This window comes from Salinispora vitiensis (assembly GCF_000378825.1).
GTDB lineage: Bacteria > Actinomycetota > Actinomycetes > Mycobacteriales > Micromonosporaceae > Micromonospora > Micromonospora vitiensis.
On the sequence record NZ_KB900388.1, the window covers coordinates 3,048,174 to 3,061,466 of the forward strand.

The window sequence follows — 13,293 nt, forward strand, 5'->3', positions numbered from 1 at the left end:
CGACACCGAATACATCAGCATTTACGCCCACCGCAGCAGATTGTCGTGTCGTGGCCGGCCCGGAGCAAGACCGCCCGTCGCCGGCAGCCGGTTTGCACAACATCTCGGACGTGTCCCGTGGCAGCGCCGCGAATCAGGGTCGCGGTCTACGCCGGTCGCTGGTCAGCGAGGTGAAGGCTGGGGTCTGCTTCCCGCGGTGAACGAGCGTTGGCGATCACGCGATGGAGACATTGACGGCAGTCGTGCCCGCCGCTGCCGACGGGCGGCGCCGCGCATCGCGGAGGACGCTGCCCAGGACAAACATCGCCCCGACAAGGAGGATCAGCCAGAACCATCGGGACGCTTCCCAGCGCGCCGATTCGGGGCCCGCGAACGGCTGCAGGCCATCCGGCAGCAGGGTCATGGCCGTCGTCGCGAGGAGTAGACCGGGCGTGGCCGTAAGCCCGCCGTGGGTGGTGGCGGAGACCGTGACCGCGACCGCCGCGAGCGCCAGGGTCGTCGCCATCAGCGCCGCTGCTTCCAGGGCGAGACCGCCGACCGGCAGATACTGACGCGCGTTCGCCGGCACCGCCATCCGGCAGAGCAGGAGTCCTGCGGCCCACACCGACACCATGGGAAGGGCCGACAGCGCGATCCGCGTCAGGTGCACCAGACGGCGCGAGGTGGGAGTCACCCGCGTCGTCGCGCTGGCGGAGTCATCCAGCGCGAATGCCACGCCGAGGGCCACGGTCACCGCCACCACCCGGATCAGGGTGACTGCGTACGGGATCTCCAGCTGGTAGGAGGCCGTCAGCGGCAGTGCAGCGAGTGCGACGGCAAGCACGCCACAGAGCACTACCGGGGCTTTCCGGCTGGACCGAGCAAGGTGCGGCGCCAGGAGCCACACTGTGGTCAGCATCGGGCCCCCTCAGCTACGGCACCCTGCACCCGGGTGCCGAGCAGCCTCGCCGCCCGCTCCGTGTCGGTCTCTGGCCGGGTCAGTTCGTCCCAGTTGGCGATTACCTGCTCACTTACCTGGTCGGCTGGCCTGTCCAACAGCGATCTGACCATGAGGACCTCCTGCCGGCCGATCGACAGAGCGAGGGAGGAGCCCAACAGCGGAAGTACGACGCTACCGCCGGTTCGTGGTAGCAGGCTGTGCAGCGCCGCGGCGGTCTCCTCCGTCGCCGTTGCGGCGAGCCACAGCACGACAACGGCGCGCGACCCACATACGGAGAGCGCGGTTTCCTCGGTTGGCGGATCGCCGGTGACCACCCGTGCAGCGAAGTGTCCGGCAAAGCTGAGCATTGCGCCTCCGCCGATCTGGTCCGTGCCCCACTTCGTGCCGATGGGTACGGAGCCTGGAGTTCCTGCCTGCGCGTCGTCCGCTGCCCAGGCGGCGAGCGGCGGTGAGAGACTGATCCCTCCGCTGGCGGTACCGAACAGCAGGCGCTGCCGGACGACGTAGCGGTTTTCGGTGGCCGTGGGCGGCGTGTGCCGGAGCACCCCGTCGGCCACCTTCGACCACTGCCCTATCCGCCCCTCGAAGTCAGGAAATGCGCAGTACGTAACCACATTCACCGTCTGACACACTTGCTGCGGGGAAGGCTGCCGTTCGGCGGCCGTTCGACGGGAGGCGATGTCCTCGGGCAACGTCACCGACTGCGCCGCCCCGGCGACCGCGGCAAGCACCGTCGTGACGCCTACTGCGGTCACGCCGACCCGCCGACGGATACCACTTTGCGCGAGAGCCGTCGCGCAACACACGGCGGCGCAGGCGGCCAGGTAGACCAGGTGCATCGCCACGGGTCGGTACATGAGGTCCGCCGGTAGCGGCGGCTCGAACTCGTCTTCTATCGCGACGAGACCCCACCACTTGAGCATCGGCCGGCTCAGCGTCACCGTACCGACAAGCGTGAAGACCGCCATGCCGAGAATCACCAGCGGGCTGACGCTGACCATCGGGGTCAGCCGTCCCACCGCGACCCCGGCGACGCCGGCGAGCAGAACGATTAGCGGTCCGGTCGCCATCTCCAGCGGGGATGGCTGCCCGACTGCCCCCGGCATGGCGGCGAGGTGCGCGATGCGTACGCTGACGAGGAGCCCGCTGAGCACCGCCAACGGCAGCGGCATCAAGAGCTGGGCGAGGGTACGTAGCCAGGGCGCCAGCGCGAACAGGTCGGTGACCGAGGCGACACCGGAGCGCTGGGCCCGGGTGGCGATCAGGTTACTCCCCACGAACGCCCCGGCAGCGATCAGCAGCAGCGGCACCTGCGAGTACCGGTCTTCGTCCTGCAGGATCGGGTAGCGGTGCAGAAGCGCCCCGGTGCCCCACTCGTAGGCCCACAGTGCAAGGTAGAAGAAGACACCGGTCAGCACTGCCGGATGGCGCAGCAGCCGAACGGACTCGATCCGGAAGAGCGCTCCAACGGCGTCCCGAGAGCGGTGCGGCACCGGCGAGGTCGGACGCACCGCCAGATTGGTCTCGGTCATGCCGCAACTTCGGTAGCGGTGGACGGGTCGAGAAGCAACAGGTAGCCGTCCTCGAGGGTCGCGGGGAGAAGATCGGCGTCCGGTGGTGGGACACCGACGTTGCGTACGGCACCCACCCCGGTACGCCAGGCCACCACCGCCTGGGGACTGCGTTCCGCGCTGTGCCAGACCCGGTTCTCGGCTGCTGCGGTCAACCGGGCCGGCGCGCCGTCGAAGCGCACGACGCCGCGGTCCAGAACGATCACCCGGTGGCACAGGGCCGAAACGTCCTCAGTCTGGTGGGTTGAAAGCAATACGGTCCGCCCTGCACCGAGTTCCGCGATCAGTTCGCGGAACCGAAGACGTTGTTCGGGATCGAGCCCGACGGTCGGCTCGTCGAGGATGAGCACCCGAGGGTCACCCACGATCGCGGCGGCCAGAGCTACTCGCTGGCGCATGCCGCCGGACAACGCCTTGATCCGCTTCCCCCGGTCATCGCTGAGGCCGACCGCCGCCAGTACCCGCAGCGTCTCCTCGCGCCGCCGCCTACGATCGGTTATCTCCTTCAGAATCGCGACGTAGTCAATGAACTCGTATGCGGTGAAGTTTGGGAAGAAGCCCGGCTGCTGCGGTAGGTATCCCAGCTGCCGGCGGACCGCCAGCCGACCGGCAGCCGTGAGCGGGTCGGAACCAAGAATCCGTACGGTGCCCGAGTTCGGCGGCACCGCGGTGGCCAGAATCCGCAGCAGTGACGTTTTCCCCGCACCGTTCGGCCCGAGCAGGCCGGTCACTCCCGCACCGACGGCGAACGAGACGCCGGCGAGAGCTGTCTGCCGCCGGTAGCGGAAGGTCAGTCCTTCGACAGTGACGAGCTGTCCCGCCGAGAAGTCCAGGGCGTGCGACATCGCGTCCTCCAGGTCGTTCCGGGTCAGGGATCAGATCGCGGTGAACTTTTCATCGAATCGACGGCGGGCAAGTGCCAGCGCGACGAGGGCCACCACTGCTACCACGCTCACCGCCGCCTGGCCCATGGTGGTCAGCAGGAGCGACCGGCCACTGCCAAAGTGGGTTGTGGTGAGGAGAAGTGTCACCCAGCCAGCGCCGGTCACTGCGGCCGCGATGACTGGGTCGACCCGCGTGGCCATCGCCAGGGTCACCAACGTGAGCGCGAGCATCGGAAGCAGCCAGGCAAGAGCGGCGGGACCGCTTCCGGGCAGGACCAGGCTCGCCGCCGCCGCCAGCGCGGCAGCCACCGTCAGGACTGCCGCCGTCCGCAGCAGTGCGAGCCGGAATCCGTGCACGGGCGCGACCAGAGTGATCTCGTACGTCGGGTCGAACCTTGGTCCGAAGGAAACGGCGACGCCGAGCACCGGAAGCATCGGTGAGATCGCGAGCAGCGGCAGCGAGGGAGAGTCGAGTAGCGACAACCGGGCCACGAGCGCGGCGACAAAGAGCACCAGCCCGGCCGCGATGCTCCAGGACCAGCGTAGGGCCGGTGTGACGGCGACCAGCCGGGCGGTATCCGGAGCCACACCGAGCCAGATCAGAGCTCTTTCCGCAGGCCCGCGACGCGGCTCGTCCAGGGCTTCCTCGACGGCGGTCCAGACCCGTCCGAAGCGGGCCGTTGGCATCAGCCGGGCAAGCTCGCCCCGGCACTCCGGGCATCCATCGACATGCCCCTCGACACCGGTCGTGGTGCCGGCAGCCGGCCCACCCTCGGCGTACTCTCGGAGCAACTCGGTCGCGATGTGCCTGCTCGGCGTGGCCCGCGTGTCATCCCGACGGCCACCGATTCGAGTCACCCCAACTCCTCACGTAGCTTTCGACGGGCTCGCTGCACACGAGTCTTGATCGTCCCGACCGGCACTCCGAGAAGGCGAGAGGCTTCCGCCATGGTGAGGCCCTCAACCGCGGTGGCTCGCAGTGCGGCCCGTTGATCGACGGGAAGCCGGGCCAACGCCCGCGCGGGCTCCCCGTCGTCGAGGTCGTCGAGGCTCGATTCCTCTGCCGATGGTTCGTGCGGTAGACGTTGACCGAAGAGCCTGCGCTGCAGCCGGGCGCGGAGTCCGGCCCCCCGCTGAAGATCGATCAGACGCCGGTACCCGATCCGCCAGATCCACCCGGCAACATCATCGACGTCATCGCGCGGCGGCCGGCTCCAGATCGAGACGAAGACGTCCTGAATCACGTCGTCGATGACCGCCTCATCCGAACAGCGGAAACCCAGTCGGGCGGCAAGCCAGGGGGCATACCGGCGATAGAGCTCGGCGCACGCGCGCCGGTCACGCTCGGCGATGCCGCGCACAAGACACGCATCACTGGGTGTCTCCCTCTGGTCGGCCATCACATACCCTCGTCGTCAGCTACGGCCAGAACGGTTCGACCTGCGAATGTGACGCCGGACACACTCTCGGCGTCGACGGGGTAGAGCTCCGCCACGGACCTTGGGGCGAACGCGTTCGCGGCACACTTCTTGGCGCAGCCGCCGAGCCGGGTGGAGCGATCCGTCCTGGTCGACCGAATCGCTGGCACCCTTACCTCGACCGGTCGACCCGACCGGCGAGGAGCACGAACGTCACCACCCCAGCCACCGAGATGATCACCTGGGGCAGGATCATGGCGGCCGGTGCGCCGGTGATCAGAGCGGCCAGGGTCGGCGTGGTGAAGAGAATGGCGATGTCGTAGCCGGTCGCGGTCCAGTGCAGCGGGCCGGTCGGCAGGACACCCATGGGGGTGACGATCGGCGGCAGTTCGTGGCGGACCGCGCCGCGTCGTGCGGCCCGGAGCGCCCCCGCCGCCAGTCCTGGCCCGGCGGCGGCGCCCAACACCGGCCAGGCCCAGCTCTCCGCGCCAGGAGTCCGCGCCATGAGCAGGGCGCCGGCTCCCGCACCCCACGCGACGGCGAGGACCGTCGGCAGCACTGACCGGGCACCCACCAGGGCCGGGCCGGGGAGGTTGAGCAGCCGACGCAATGCCGGCAGGTCCCGGTCCCGTCTCGCGTTGACGGTGGACGGGGCGACTGCGGCAAGCCCGCTCAGCAGCCAGCCGGCGGCCAGCGCGATGCCCCAGCCGGTGAGCACGCCCAAGAGGGTCGGCAGGAGCAGCGTCGCCCCGGCGACGAGGAGATGCTCGGGCGACCGGCGGGCCACGACGAGATCGTGGCCGACCACGGCGCGGGGGCCCGTGATTCTCGGCAGCCCACCGCCCTTCAGAGGCCGGGTGGCCCACCGGCGTTCCTCGGCGGCCCTGGAGGCGATGCCCGGGTCGACGGTGACCAGTCCCACGCCCACGATCGCCCCCAGCGTGCTGCCGGCGGCGAGCCGACGTAGGGGAAGCCGGTCGAGCCGCCACCCGGCGACCGCGGCTAGCACCAGGGCCATGGCTACCGCCCACAGCAGCCAGGCCCCGTCCTGACCGTCCCCGGCGGCCTGCGGCCAGCCCCACGGGCCTACCCACGCCGGCACCGCCGGCACCGACGTCCGGACCATGGTCAGGACCGCGGCCACCGCGCCGAGGAGCACCGCGACCCGCTCCAACACCGCCGCCGAGGTGTCGGTCAAAGTCTGGACCACGACGGCGAGGGCCCCGGTCAGCACGCCGCCGGCGATGCCGGCACCCACCATCAGCGCCGCTGCCGTCTGTTCAGCCGCGCCGATCACCGTAACCACGAAGGCGCCGTGCAGCGCACCGACGACGGCGGCGACCGACAACACCATCGCGGCGCCGGGAAGCAGAAGTGCCCGCCGGTCGACCGGACCGGCCAACCACCACGCCAACGTCGCCGGGGTGGCGGTGATGGGACCGAACCGGGCGGCGCAGGTCAGGGCCAGGGCGTATCCGAGCAGACCCACGGCGAGCAGTGGTGGGGCCGCCGTGGGATCGGCCACGCGACCGGGACCGCTGAGCAGCCGGGGTAGCGTACCCGCCGCGACCGCGATGCCCACCAGGACGGACAACGACAGGAAGTAGAGGTTCCCGACCTGGCCCCGGTGCTCGCGGCGGCGCTGCCTCAGCCACCGCCGGGCCGGCCCGGCTGGGTTGGCCCGCCCGTTCCACCCGTCGGACGCTGCGGGGTCGGCGGGTGCCGCCCGCACCACGCTCATCGTGCTCCGCCGCGTGGACGGGTTCGCTGTTCCGACGTGCCGGCCGGTCCGGCGCCGGCGTCTCGGTCCAGTGCGAGCGTCCGCCGGCCCGGGCCGGCGGCGAGCGAGGCGTCGTGGGTGACCAGCACGACCGCGCCGCCACGATCGGCGTACTCGGTCACCAGGCGGCCGACGCCGTCCCGGCCGGGCTCGTCGAGGTGCCGTTCCGGCTCGTCGAGCAGCAGCAGCCGGCTCGGCCGGGCCAGCGCCATGGCCACCGCCAGCCGCTGGCGTTGCCCGGACGACAGCTGACCGGGAACAGTGTTGGCGAAGCCGTCGAGGGCGAGCGCCGCCGCCAGGTCAGCGGCGGTGAACCAGCCGTCCGGCATCGGGGCGTTGACCAGCTGGACGAAGCTCAGGTGCTCGGCGGCGGTCAGGTTGGGGTACCACGCCCCACCATCGAGGAGGGCGGCGACGGACCGGCGGAAGCGGGGCTGGCGGTCGTCGGCCGGCTCTCCCTCGAGCGTTACCGCGCCGGCGAGTGGCCGTTGCTGGCCGGCGAGGCACCGGAGAAGCGAGGATTTGCCGCTGCCGTTGCGGCCGGTCACCACCAACACCTCGCCGAAGTCGACATCCATTCGTAAGGCCTCGAACAGGGGTTTGCCCCGGTAGCCCACGGACAGGTCACGGCTCTCGAGAAGCACTGGCCTTCCTCCCCACCGCCCTCCGGTGCGGCTGTTTCGCCGAATGTAAGCGTATGGGCACACTACTGAACTTGTGGACAGGAAATGGGTGCGGCAGGCGCACCGCGCCGGCATCGGTGGGCCCCGCCCGCACACCGGCTGTTACTCACGCCCCGGACCGCCGGTGGCGGAGCAGGCGGGTCCAGGTCCAGATCGAGTCGACCAAAAAGATGATCAGCCAGATCCTACTGGCACCCATCTGCCACGGCGCGCCGCCAAGGTCGCCGTTGACGGCCTCCCACAGGGTGAACCGGCCGCTCGCGACCGCCGCGAGCCAGGAGTGGCCGAGTGCCGCGAAGGCCACCTGCCCGGCGATGAACACGGCCGCCCGGACGGTCCAGCGACGCCGCAGCTCTGCCGGCGAGCGGCGGCGCTGCGGTGGCGGCGCCGGTGGCACGGTCTCCGCCGCCGGCGTCGCCACCAGGTCCGCAGACTGGGGCGGTGGCCGGTCCGGTACACCGACGCGGCGGAGTGCGGCGGGGACGAGCGCCGCTCCCGCCACGAGCACGACGGCCGCGCCGACGCAGGCCCCACGCCAACCACCACTCTGGTAGAGCGCGCCGGCACTCAGCGGGCCGAGGACCGCGCCGAGCAGGGTCGCGCTCTGGTAGATACCCATGCCGCGCCCGAGGCTGCCGTCGGAGGCCTCGGCGGCGACGGTCTGCTCCACCGGGATCGCCGCAGCCAAGCAAGCAGCGGAGACCGCCCACAGTGCCCCAATGACGACCGGGTTAGCGGCGAAGGCCAGCCCGACGGCGACGATGGCGCTCGCCACCAGCGACGAGGTCAGGGTTGCCGCGCGTCCGACCCGCCGTACGACTGCGTACAGGCGCAGTGGCAGTGCGGTGAGGATGACGAAACCGGGCAGAAAGACCAGTGCGATCTGACCGACGGTGAGTCCGAAGCCCCGCTGTAGGTGCAGCAAGAGCAGCAAAGATACTCCGAACTCGACGGTGGCGGTGACCGCCACCACGACGAGCAGTGGGCGCAGCCGGCGGGTGACCTGTCGCAGGTCGGCCTGGACGCGCGAACGCCCGCCGATCTGCGTCGGGGTGGACAGGAGCAGTACCGCGGCCAGGAGGCAGGCAACCCCGGCGGTGGCGAAAACCAGCTGGTACCGGTCGTTGTCGAGGAGTGTCAGCGCGATGAGGAAGCCGATCCAGATGCCGGTCCCCTCGGCAGACAACAGCCGACTGAAGATCGCCGCATCGTCGCGCAGGTGCTCACCGACGCGCGCTCGCAGCGCCACCCAGAACAGCGCGCCACCGATTCCGCCGCAGACAGCAGCGCCGAACGCCACGCCAAGGTTGTTGGCAAGCGCGTACCCGAAGAGTGAAAGCCCGAAGAGGATCGCACCGACCGCGGCCACCCGCGCCCGGTCGAAACGATCGGCCAGGACCCCGGCGGCCGGCCGACCCAGCAGGGACAGCAGCGCCTCGGTCGCGGCCAATGCGCCGACCTGGCCAGCCGTCGCGCCCATCGCCGCGCCGGCCCACAGCGGCAAAAGGAAGTCCAGCACCTCGGCCGGGCCTCGGGCCAATCCCGCCGCAGCCAGCACCCGCGAACTGCGACGGTGGCCTGCGGCCTGAGCCGGGGACATGAACGCTTCTTACCATGATGTGACCACAGCCGCGCGCCCAGGACGCTCACCCACGCCGAATTTCCATTCGTGAACTCGAACGACTCAACCCACCTCCCACCGACCGGCGTTAGACAGGTAGCGGATACGGGTCAGGGGGCAGAGATGTCGGGTCAGGACCAGTACGCGGGATTTCGGGAGTTCGTTCTGTCGCGGGGGCAGGCGCTCTCCCGGGCCGCCTACCTACTGACCGGTGACCACCAGGCAGCCGAGGATCTCCTGCAGGAGGCCCTGACCAGGACCGTGCGGCACTGGCGGCGGATCGAGCGCGACGGCCGCCCCGAGGCCTACGTCCGAGCTGTCATGGTGAACCAGCTCCGTTCGTGGTATCGACGACGGCACCCGATCGAGCTACCAAGCGCCAGCGTGCCGGACCGGTCGGGCGGGTCGGATGTCGCCGACCACGTGACCCAACAGGCTGCGCTCGCGCGCCTGCTGGCGCTGCTTCCGCCCCGTCAACGGGCAGTGCTGTACCTGCGGTACTACGAAGATCTGTCAGAGGTCGACACCGCTCGACTACTGCGGTGTTCGGTGGGCACGGTCAAGCGACATGCGCACGACGCACTCGTACGCCTCCGAAAACAGCCGGCGCACCTGTTGGATTCGCATCCCGCATCGGAGGCAAGGAGATGACCCAAGACTTCCGTAGCGCCTACCGTGAGCTCGCCGAGGAGGCCGGTAGCTACGCAGACCCGGAACGGGCGATCGCGGTCGCGCGTCGCCGTCGGCGAAACAGCATCCTGGTGTTGCCGGCGGTGCTGACGGTCGTGATCACCATCGGCACCGTCCTCGCGGTACGCCCAGATTCGGGCCCGGCACCCGCACAGCCCCTCGGACCCAGTGTCACCGCGTCCGCCGAAGCACCGGCGGCCGCAACGCCCCTACCCGCGACCGCGGTCGGTCCCGCCACATTGGTGTACGCACCGTGTCGGATGTGCACGACCCAGATCGTGCTTGCTACCGGCGCCCACCACCTCGTGCCCTCGGACGAGGTCGGCATAACCGCGAACAACACATCGCTCTCCCCAGACGGCCGGTGGCTCAGCTACCCGGCGGGCCGAGACATGAAGATCCGCGATCTGACCGGCGACCGCGTCTGGACGGTCGCTTCGTCCGGGCCGCAACGTCGGGTTGGCGCCTGGGCCTGGTCGGTGGACTCGTCCCGGCTACTGCTCGGCGACTACCACGACGGGCAGGACAACACGTACACGGTGCTGCGACTCGACACCGGCACCCGCACCGCGGTGGACGTCGCCGAGGAGGACCGCATCGTCGGGTTGCTGCCGACCGGTGAGGTGATCACGACGCCGGACCTGCTCGGCCCAGACCGGCAACGCAGCACTCGAATCACCCTCACTGCCGGCACCGGAACGGCAGCACGCGCGATTGACGTCGACGCGACCCGATGGCTCGACACCACCGAGACGTTGGTGTGGCACAACGCCGTGCACCCCGCCGTTGGTGGCGGATACTCGCTGGTCGTCGCCACCTATCCCGGCGAGGGGCCCGACCCCAGGGCAGTGCTGCGGGTCAACGCCGCCGGAGAGATTACCGACCGCCAGGACATCCCGTCCCGGGACAACCGGTTCCAATACTGGTACGTGGTCGGATCGGATGGATCCGATGTCCTATTCGGCAAGGTGGAGACCCTGATAGGTCAGCAGGCAACCACGCTCATAGCCGTCCAGGCAGACGGACACCTCCGGGAGATCACCACGCTACCCCAGGAGGCGGTCATCAAGGCACCCGGCACTCAAGCCTGAATCCGTTCCCACACCTGGCCGACGGCAACACGGGATGCACTTTAACTGGTGATTGCGCACTACCAATATTGGGGTATTATTGCCGGGTGACTGCACTTTCGCTAACTGAGGAACTGGCATTACTTGCCTTGTGCGAAGACGGCGCATTTCGTGGCCCACCAGAGTATCTCGAGCTTGGCCTGGCGGCCGGGCTGCTGGCAGACCTGTCTGTCGCCGAAAAACTCGACCACGTCCAGGGCAACGTCGTGGTCAGGAGTGCGGAGCTAACCAGTAACCCCTTGAACGATGCGGCACTTCGCGAGGTCGAGCAAGACCGAAAACTTCGCGCCCCGCGGCACTGGGTCGTTCGTTTGACCAAGGATATCCAAACCCGCGTGATCACCAAGCTGACACGAGATGAACAACTGACTCGAGCGAGCCGAAAGAGGTTTTCCCTACTTCCGGCTGAACGATTTCAAGTGACCACCCTGGGTGAATCCTCCCTAGCCGAGGTGCGGCAAAGCCTCAGGCTCGCAGTACTTGATGCCCGAAATATCGATCAAAGAACTGCGAGCCTCTGTGCGCTGGTTAGCGCCCTGGGCTGGAGCTCGGGCCTGGTGCCTGATTTACCCGCTCAAGACGTGGACCGCCAGTTCACTGCGATGCGCCGTTCATGCTGGCCAGCTAGCGCACTGTCGGAACTGATCAGCGAAAAGCGGGCCGGGCCATGGGGCCCGACCGTTGCCAAGATTGTCACGAACCTAAATGACTAGCCAACCGAAAGCGGTACCTTGCTGTCACCCGACGGCACGCATCATCTTCTCCATCGCCGAAGTCACCTCCCGTACCTGAGCGATCTCGGCTAATGTGCGCCGCTGCAGCTCCGCGTTCTCCTCCAGCAGGCGCACGCACTTCACGACGAGCTCCTGATTCTGCCTTTCCCGCGCCGAGAGCATCCGCGCCCGCCACGTCGCGGCAACCTGCCACACGACCACGACAAGAACGACGGAGATGCACCCAACAGCTAATACGCTGACGCCCATCCAATCGTCGCCTACGCTTACGCCCGTCCAATCGTCGTCAAAGGAAGCCAACGCACTCACCCCAGCCTTCACTACTCTGCGCCATTCTCGCCACGCCGGTCGGTCAGGGTCTTCACAGCTTCCGCCACCGTCTCGGGCGTGAGGTGCAGTGCGAACGGTGCGACTTCGAAGAACTTCACCGCTTTGCCGCCTTCGGACAGCTCGAGGCTCCCCTCAATGAGACCTGCAGCCTCCAACCGTGCGAGATGCATGTGCAGCAGCGGGCGACCCATGCCTAACCGCACAGCCAGACGGCTGACATATTCCCGCTCACTGGAGAGCATCCCAATAATCCTAAGGCGATGTTGATTGCTCAGCGCCGTCAACATTTTCAACACATCATCCCCGGTGACTTCCACCCACATGACCTCTTTCCGGCGCCGGTAAAGCCTCGCACATCCATCGAGTGGGTGTCAACAAGTTCTGACAGGTCATAGCAAACGCTGAGCCCGCGGGTTCGTAACCTCTCCACCGCGTCACGGCCGACCCCCGGCTCAGCGGCGGTAGAGCCGATCGACACCGCGGACCGCGTGAAACCGCTACCGCGGCACTGCACTCTCGAACGACGGCAAGCGGACATACGTCAGGAGGCCCTCAATCATGGCCGGCAAGCAGCCCAGTCCCGGACGGCATGACCGTCCGGGACCGGGCTGTGACTCGCGAATCCAGCTTCCTCGTCTGCGGCTGATCAGCTAGCAACCGTGACGTCGCCACCACCGGACCTAGCCCTGATCTTGTGAACGGAACCAGCGACAGCCTGCACCGAGACCGCACGCTCGCCGCCGTCGGTGCTCGCGTCCACGTCGTATGGCCCGGACGGCACCTTAATCATCACATTGCCCCCCGCACTGGTCACGTCAACCAGGTCAGCAGAATTGGCGTACTGCAGGTCGATATCGCCACCTGCCGTGGTTACCGTAGTATCCGCGCCAAGGCCACGACCGGTAATATCACCGCCGTCGGTCTGAATCTTCACCATGGTGCGCCGGGGCAACTCGATCTCATAATTAACGTAACAATTATCGTTGCCACAACCGTTGTCAACCAGGTTCAACGTACTGCCAGTAACGTTGTGGGACGTCTCTGGCTCAGAGTCAGAGTAGCGAAGGTCTTCGATAACCCTGACCGAACCGGAGTCCGAGGCAGTAAGCGTCACGTTGCCACCCCGGCCCGTCAGGGTCACGGTTGTAACCTCACCACTGATCTCGTACGTGCTCCCGGAGCTATTGTTGGATCCGCCCGGTTCACAGCCCGCGACGAGGACCGCAAGCGTCACGATCGCGAGCCCTTTCACACTTGCCTTCATTCGAACTCTCCTCGTCGCTTTGCCGGACTCCCCAGTTCCACATTCGGACGGCCTCCAGCCTGGGCCCGCTAAGCCAGGCACAACGCAACACGGATCGCGGCGCCAAAAGAACGCCAACGAGCGCACCTAAACCAGAGGTAAGGCCGTCCCTCACCAAGGCTCGGTGAGGTGTAAGAAAAACCTTACAGGCAACCCCAGGACCTGTCAAAGAAATCAGACACGTGTCCGGGTTAACCGAACGGGTGAGC

The 13,293-nt window shown here is 68.2% G+C and carries 14 protein-coding genes; 3 read left to right on the plus strand and 11 right to left on the minus strand.

The window, feature by feature from the left end; genetic code table 11:
• Positions 1-214: 214 nt before the first annotated feature.
• From SALPAC2_RS0114265 to SALPAC2_RS0114305, 8 genes are all read right to left on the minus strand, one after another.
• Complete coding sequence (locus SALPAC2_RS0114265) at positions 215-898, minus strand: hypothetical protein (protein ID WP_027657304.1); 684 nt, start codon at positions 896-898, stop codon at positions 215-217.
• Positions 892-2,472, minus strand: coding sequence for a hypothetical protein (locus tag SALPAC2_RS0114270; RefSeq protein ID WP_018217320.1), 1,581 nt, complete (start codon positions 2,470-2,472; stop codon positions 892-894). Before SALPAC2_RS0114270 ends, SALPAC2_RS0114265 begins: the two co-directional genes overlap by 7 nt.
• Positions 2,469-3,356 carry an ATP-binding cassette domain-containing protein gene (locus tag SALPAC2_RS0114275; RefSeq protein WP_018217321.1) on the minus strand — a complete coding sequence of 296 codons (888 nt, stop codon included), beginning with the start codon at positions 3,354-3,356 and terminating at the stop codon, positions 2,469-2,471. Before SALPAC2_RS0114275 ends, SALPAC2_RS0114270 begins: the two co-directional genes overlap by 4 nt.
• A gap of 30 nt (positions 3,357-3,386) precedes the next feature.
• Positions 3,387-4,253: a cupin domain-containing protein gene (locus SALPAC2_RS24845; RefSeq protein ID WP_018217322.1), complete on the minus strand. Its 867-nt coding sequence runs from the start codon at positions 4,251-4,253 to the stop codon at positions 3,387-3,389.
• Positions 4,250-4,795: an RNA polymerase sigma factor gene (locus SALPAC2_RS0114290; protein WP_033661855.1), complete on the minus strand. Its 546-nt coding sequence runs from the start codon at positions 4,793-4,795 to the stop codon at positions 4,250-4,252. Before SALPAC2_RS0114290 ends, SALPAC2_RS24845 begins: the two co-directional genes overlap by 4 nt.
• Positions 4,796-4,985: 190 nt before the next feature.
• Positions 4,986-6,554, minus strand: a complete 1,569-nt coding sequence (locus tag SALPAC2_RS0114295; protein WP_018217324.1) for a DUF6297 family protein — start codon at positions 6,552-6,554, stop codon at positions 4,986-4,988.
• Positions 6,551-7,237, minus strand: coding sequence for an ABC transporter ATP-binding protein (locus SALPAC2_RS0114300; protein WP_018217325.1), 687 nt, complete (start codon positions 7,235-7,237; stop codon positions 6,551-6,553). Before SALPAC2_RS0114300 ends, SALPAC2_RS0114295 begins: the two co-directional genes overlap by 4 nt.
• A gap of 145 nt (positions 7,238-7,382) precedes the next feature.
• Positions 7,383-8,876: an MFS transporter gene (locus SALPAC2_RS0114305; protein ID WP_018217326.1), complete on the minus strand. Its 1,494-nt coding sequence runs from the start codon at positions 8,874-8,876 to the stop codon at positions 7,383-7,385.
• Between the two features lie 144 nt (positions 8,877-9,020).
• On the opposite strand from SALPAC2_RS0114305, the gene SALPAC2_RS0114310 reads away from it, so the two are divergent.
• From SALPAC2_RS0114310 to SALPAC2_RS26215, 3 genes are all read left to right on the plus strand, one after another.
• Positions 9,021-9,548 (plus strand): SigE family RNA polymerase sigma factor, encoded by a 528-nt coding sequence (locus SALPAC2_RS0114310; protein ID WP_018217327.1) that lies wholly within the window; start codon positions 9,021-9,023, stop codon positions 9,546-9,548.
• Positions 9,545-10,678: a TolB-like translocation protein gene (locus SALPAC2_RS0114315; protein WP_018217328.1), complete on the plus strand. Its 1,134-nt coding sequence runs from the start codon at positions 9,545-9,547 to the stop codon at positions 10,676-10,678. Before SALPAC2_RS0114310 ends, SALPAC2_RS0114315 begins: the two co-directional genes overlap by 4 nt.
• A gap of 86 nt (positions 10,679-10,764) precedes the next feature.
• Positions 10,765-11,430: a GOLPH3/VPS74 family protein gene (locus SALPAC2_RS26215; protein ID WP_162561343.1), complete on the plus strand. Its 666-nt coding sequence runs from the start codon at positions 10,765-10,767 to the stop codon at positions 11,428-11,430.
• Between the two features lie 24 nt (positions 11,431-11,454).
• Here SALPAC2_RS26215 and SALPAC2_RS0114325 read toward each other — a convergent pair whose 3' ends face one another.
• From SALPAC2_RS0114325 to SALPAC2_RS0114335, 3 genes are all read right to left on the minus strand, one after another.
• Positions 11,455-11,760 (minus strand): hypothetical protein, encoded by a 306-nt coding sequence (locus tag SALPAC2_RS0114325; protein ID WP_397540874.1) that lies wholly within the window; start codon positions 11,758-11,760, stop codon positions 11,455-11,457.
• A gap of 11 nt (positions 11,761-11,771) precedes the next feature.
• On the minus strand, positions 11,772-12,104 hold the full coding sequence (locus tag SALPAC2_RS0114330; RefSeq protein WP_018217331.1) for an ArsR/SmtB family transcription factor: 333 nt from the start codon (positions 12,102-12,104) through the stop codon (positions 11,772-11,774).
• A 323-nt stretch (positions 12,105-12,427) separates the two neighbouring features.
• Entirely contained in the window at positions 12,428-13,045 is a 618-nt protein-coding gene (locus tag SALPAC2_RS0114335) for a DUF4097 family beta strand repeat-containing protein (protein ID WP_018217332.1), read from the minus strand.
• Between the last annotated feature and the right edge of the window lie 248 nt (positions 13,046-13,293).

Excerpts from the sequence above, each read along its gene's own strand:
- SALPAC2_RS0114265 (WP_027657304.1), bottom strand. The coding sequence starts at position 898 with ATGCTGACCACAGTGTGGCTCCTGGCGCCGCACCTTGCTCGGTCCAGC.
- SALPAC2_RS0114275 (WP_018217321.1), bottom strand. The coding sequence starts at position 3,356 with ATGTCGCACGCCCTGGACTTCTCGGCGGGACAGCTCGTCACTGTCGAA.
- SALPAC2_RS0114290 (WP_033661855.1), bottom strand. The coding sequence starts at position 4,795 with ATGGCCGACCAGAGGGAGACACCCAGTGATGCGTGTCTTGTGCGCGGC.
- SALPAC2_RS0114335 (WP_018217332.1), bottom strand. The coding sequence starts at position 13,045 with ATGAAGGCAAGTGTGAAAGGGCTCGCGATCGTGACGCTTGCGGTCCTC.
- SALPAC2_RS0114330 (WP_018217331.1), bottom strand. The coding sequence starts at position 12,104 with ATGTGGGTGGAAGTCACCGGGGATGATGTGTTGAAAATGTTGACGGCG.
- SALPAC2_RS0114315 (WP_018217328.1), top strand. The coding sequence starts at position 9,545 with ATGACCCAAGACTTCCGTAGCGCCTACCGTGAGCTCGCCGAGGAGGCC.
- SALPAC2_RS0114270 (WP_018217320.1), bottom strand. The coding sequence starts at position 2,472 with ATGACCGAGACCAATCTGGCGGTGCGTCCGACCTCGCCGGTGCCGCAC.
- SALPAC2_RS0114295 (WP_018217324.1), bottom strand. The coding sequence starts at position 6,554 with ATGAGCGTGGTGCGGGCGGCACCCGCCGACCCCGCAGCGTCCGACGGG.
- SALPAC2_RS0114310 (WP_018217327.1), top strand. The coding sequence starts at position 9,021 with ATGTCGGGTCAGGACCAGTACGCGGGATTTCGGGAGTTCGTTCTGTCG.
- SALPAC2_RS0114305 (WP_018217326.1), bottom strand. The coding sequence starts at position 8,876 with ATGTCCCCGGCTCAGGCCGCAGGCCACCGTCGCAGTTCGCGGGTGCTG.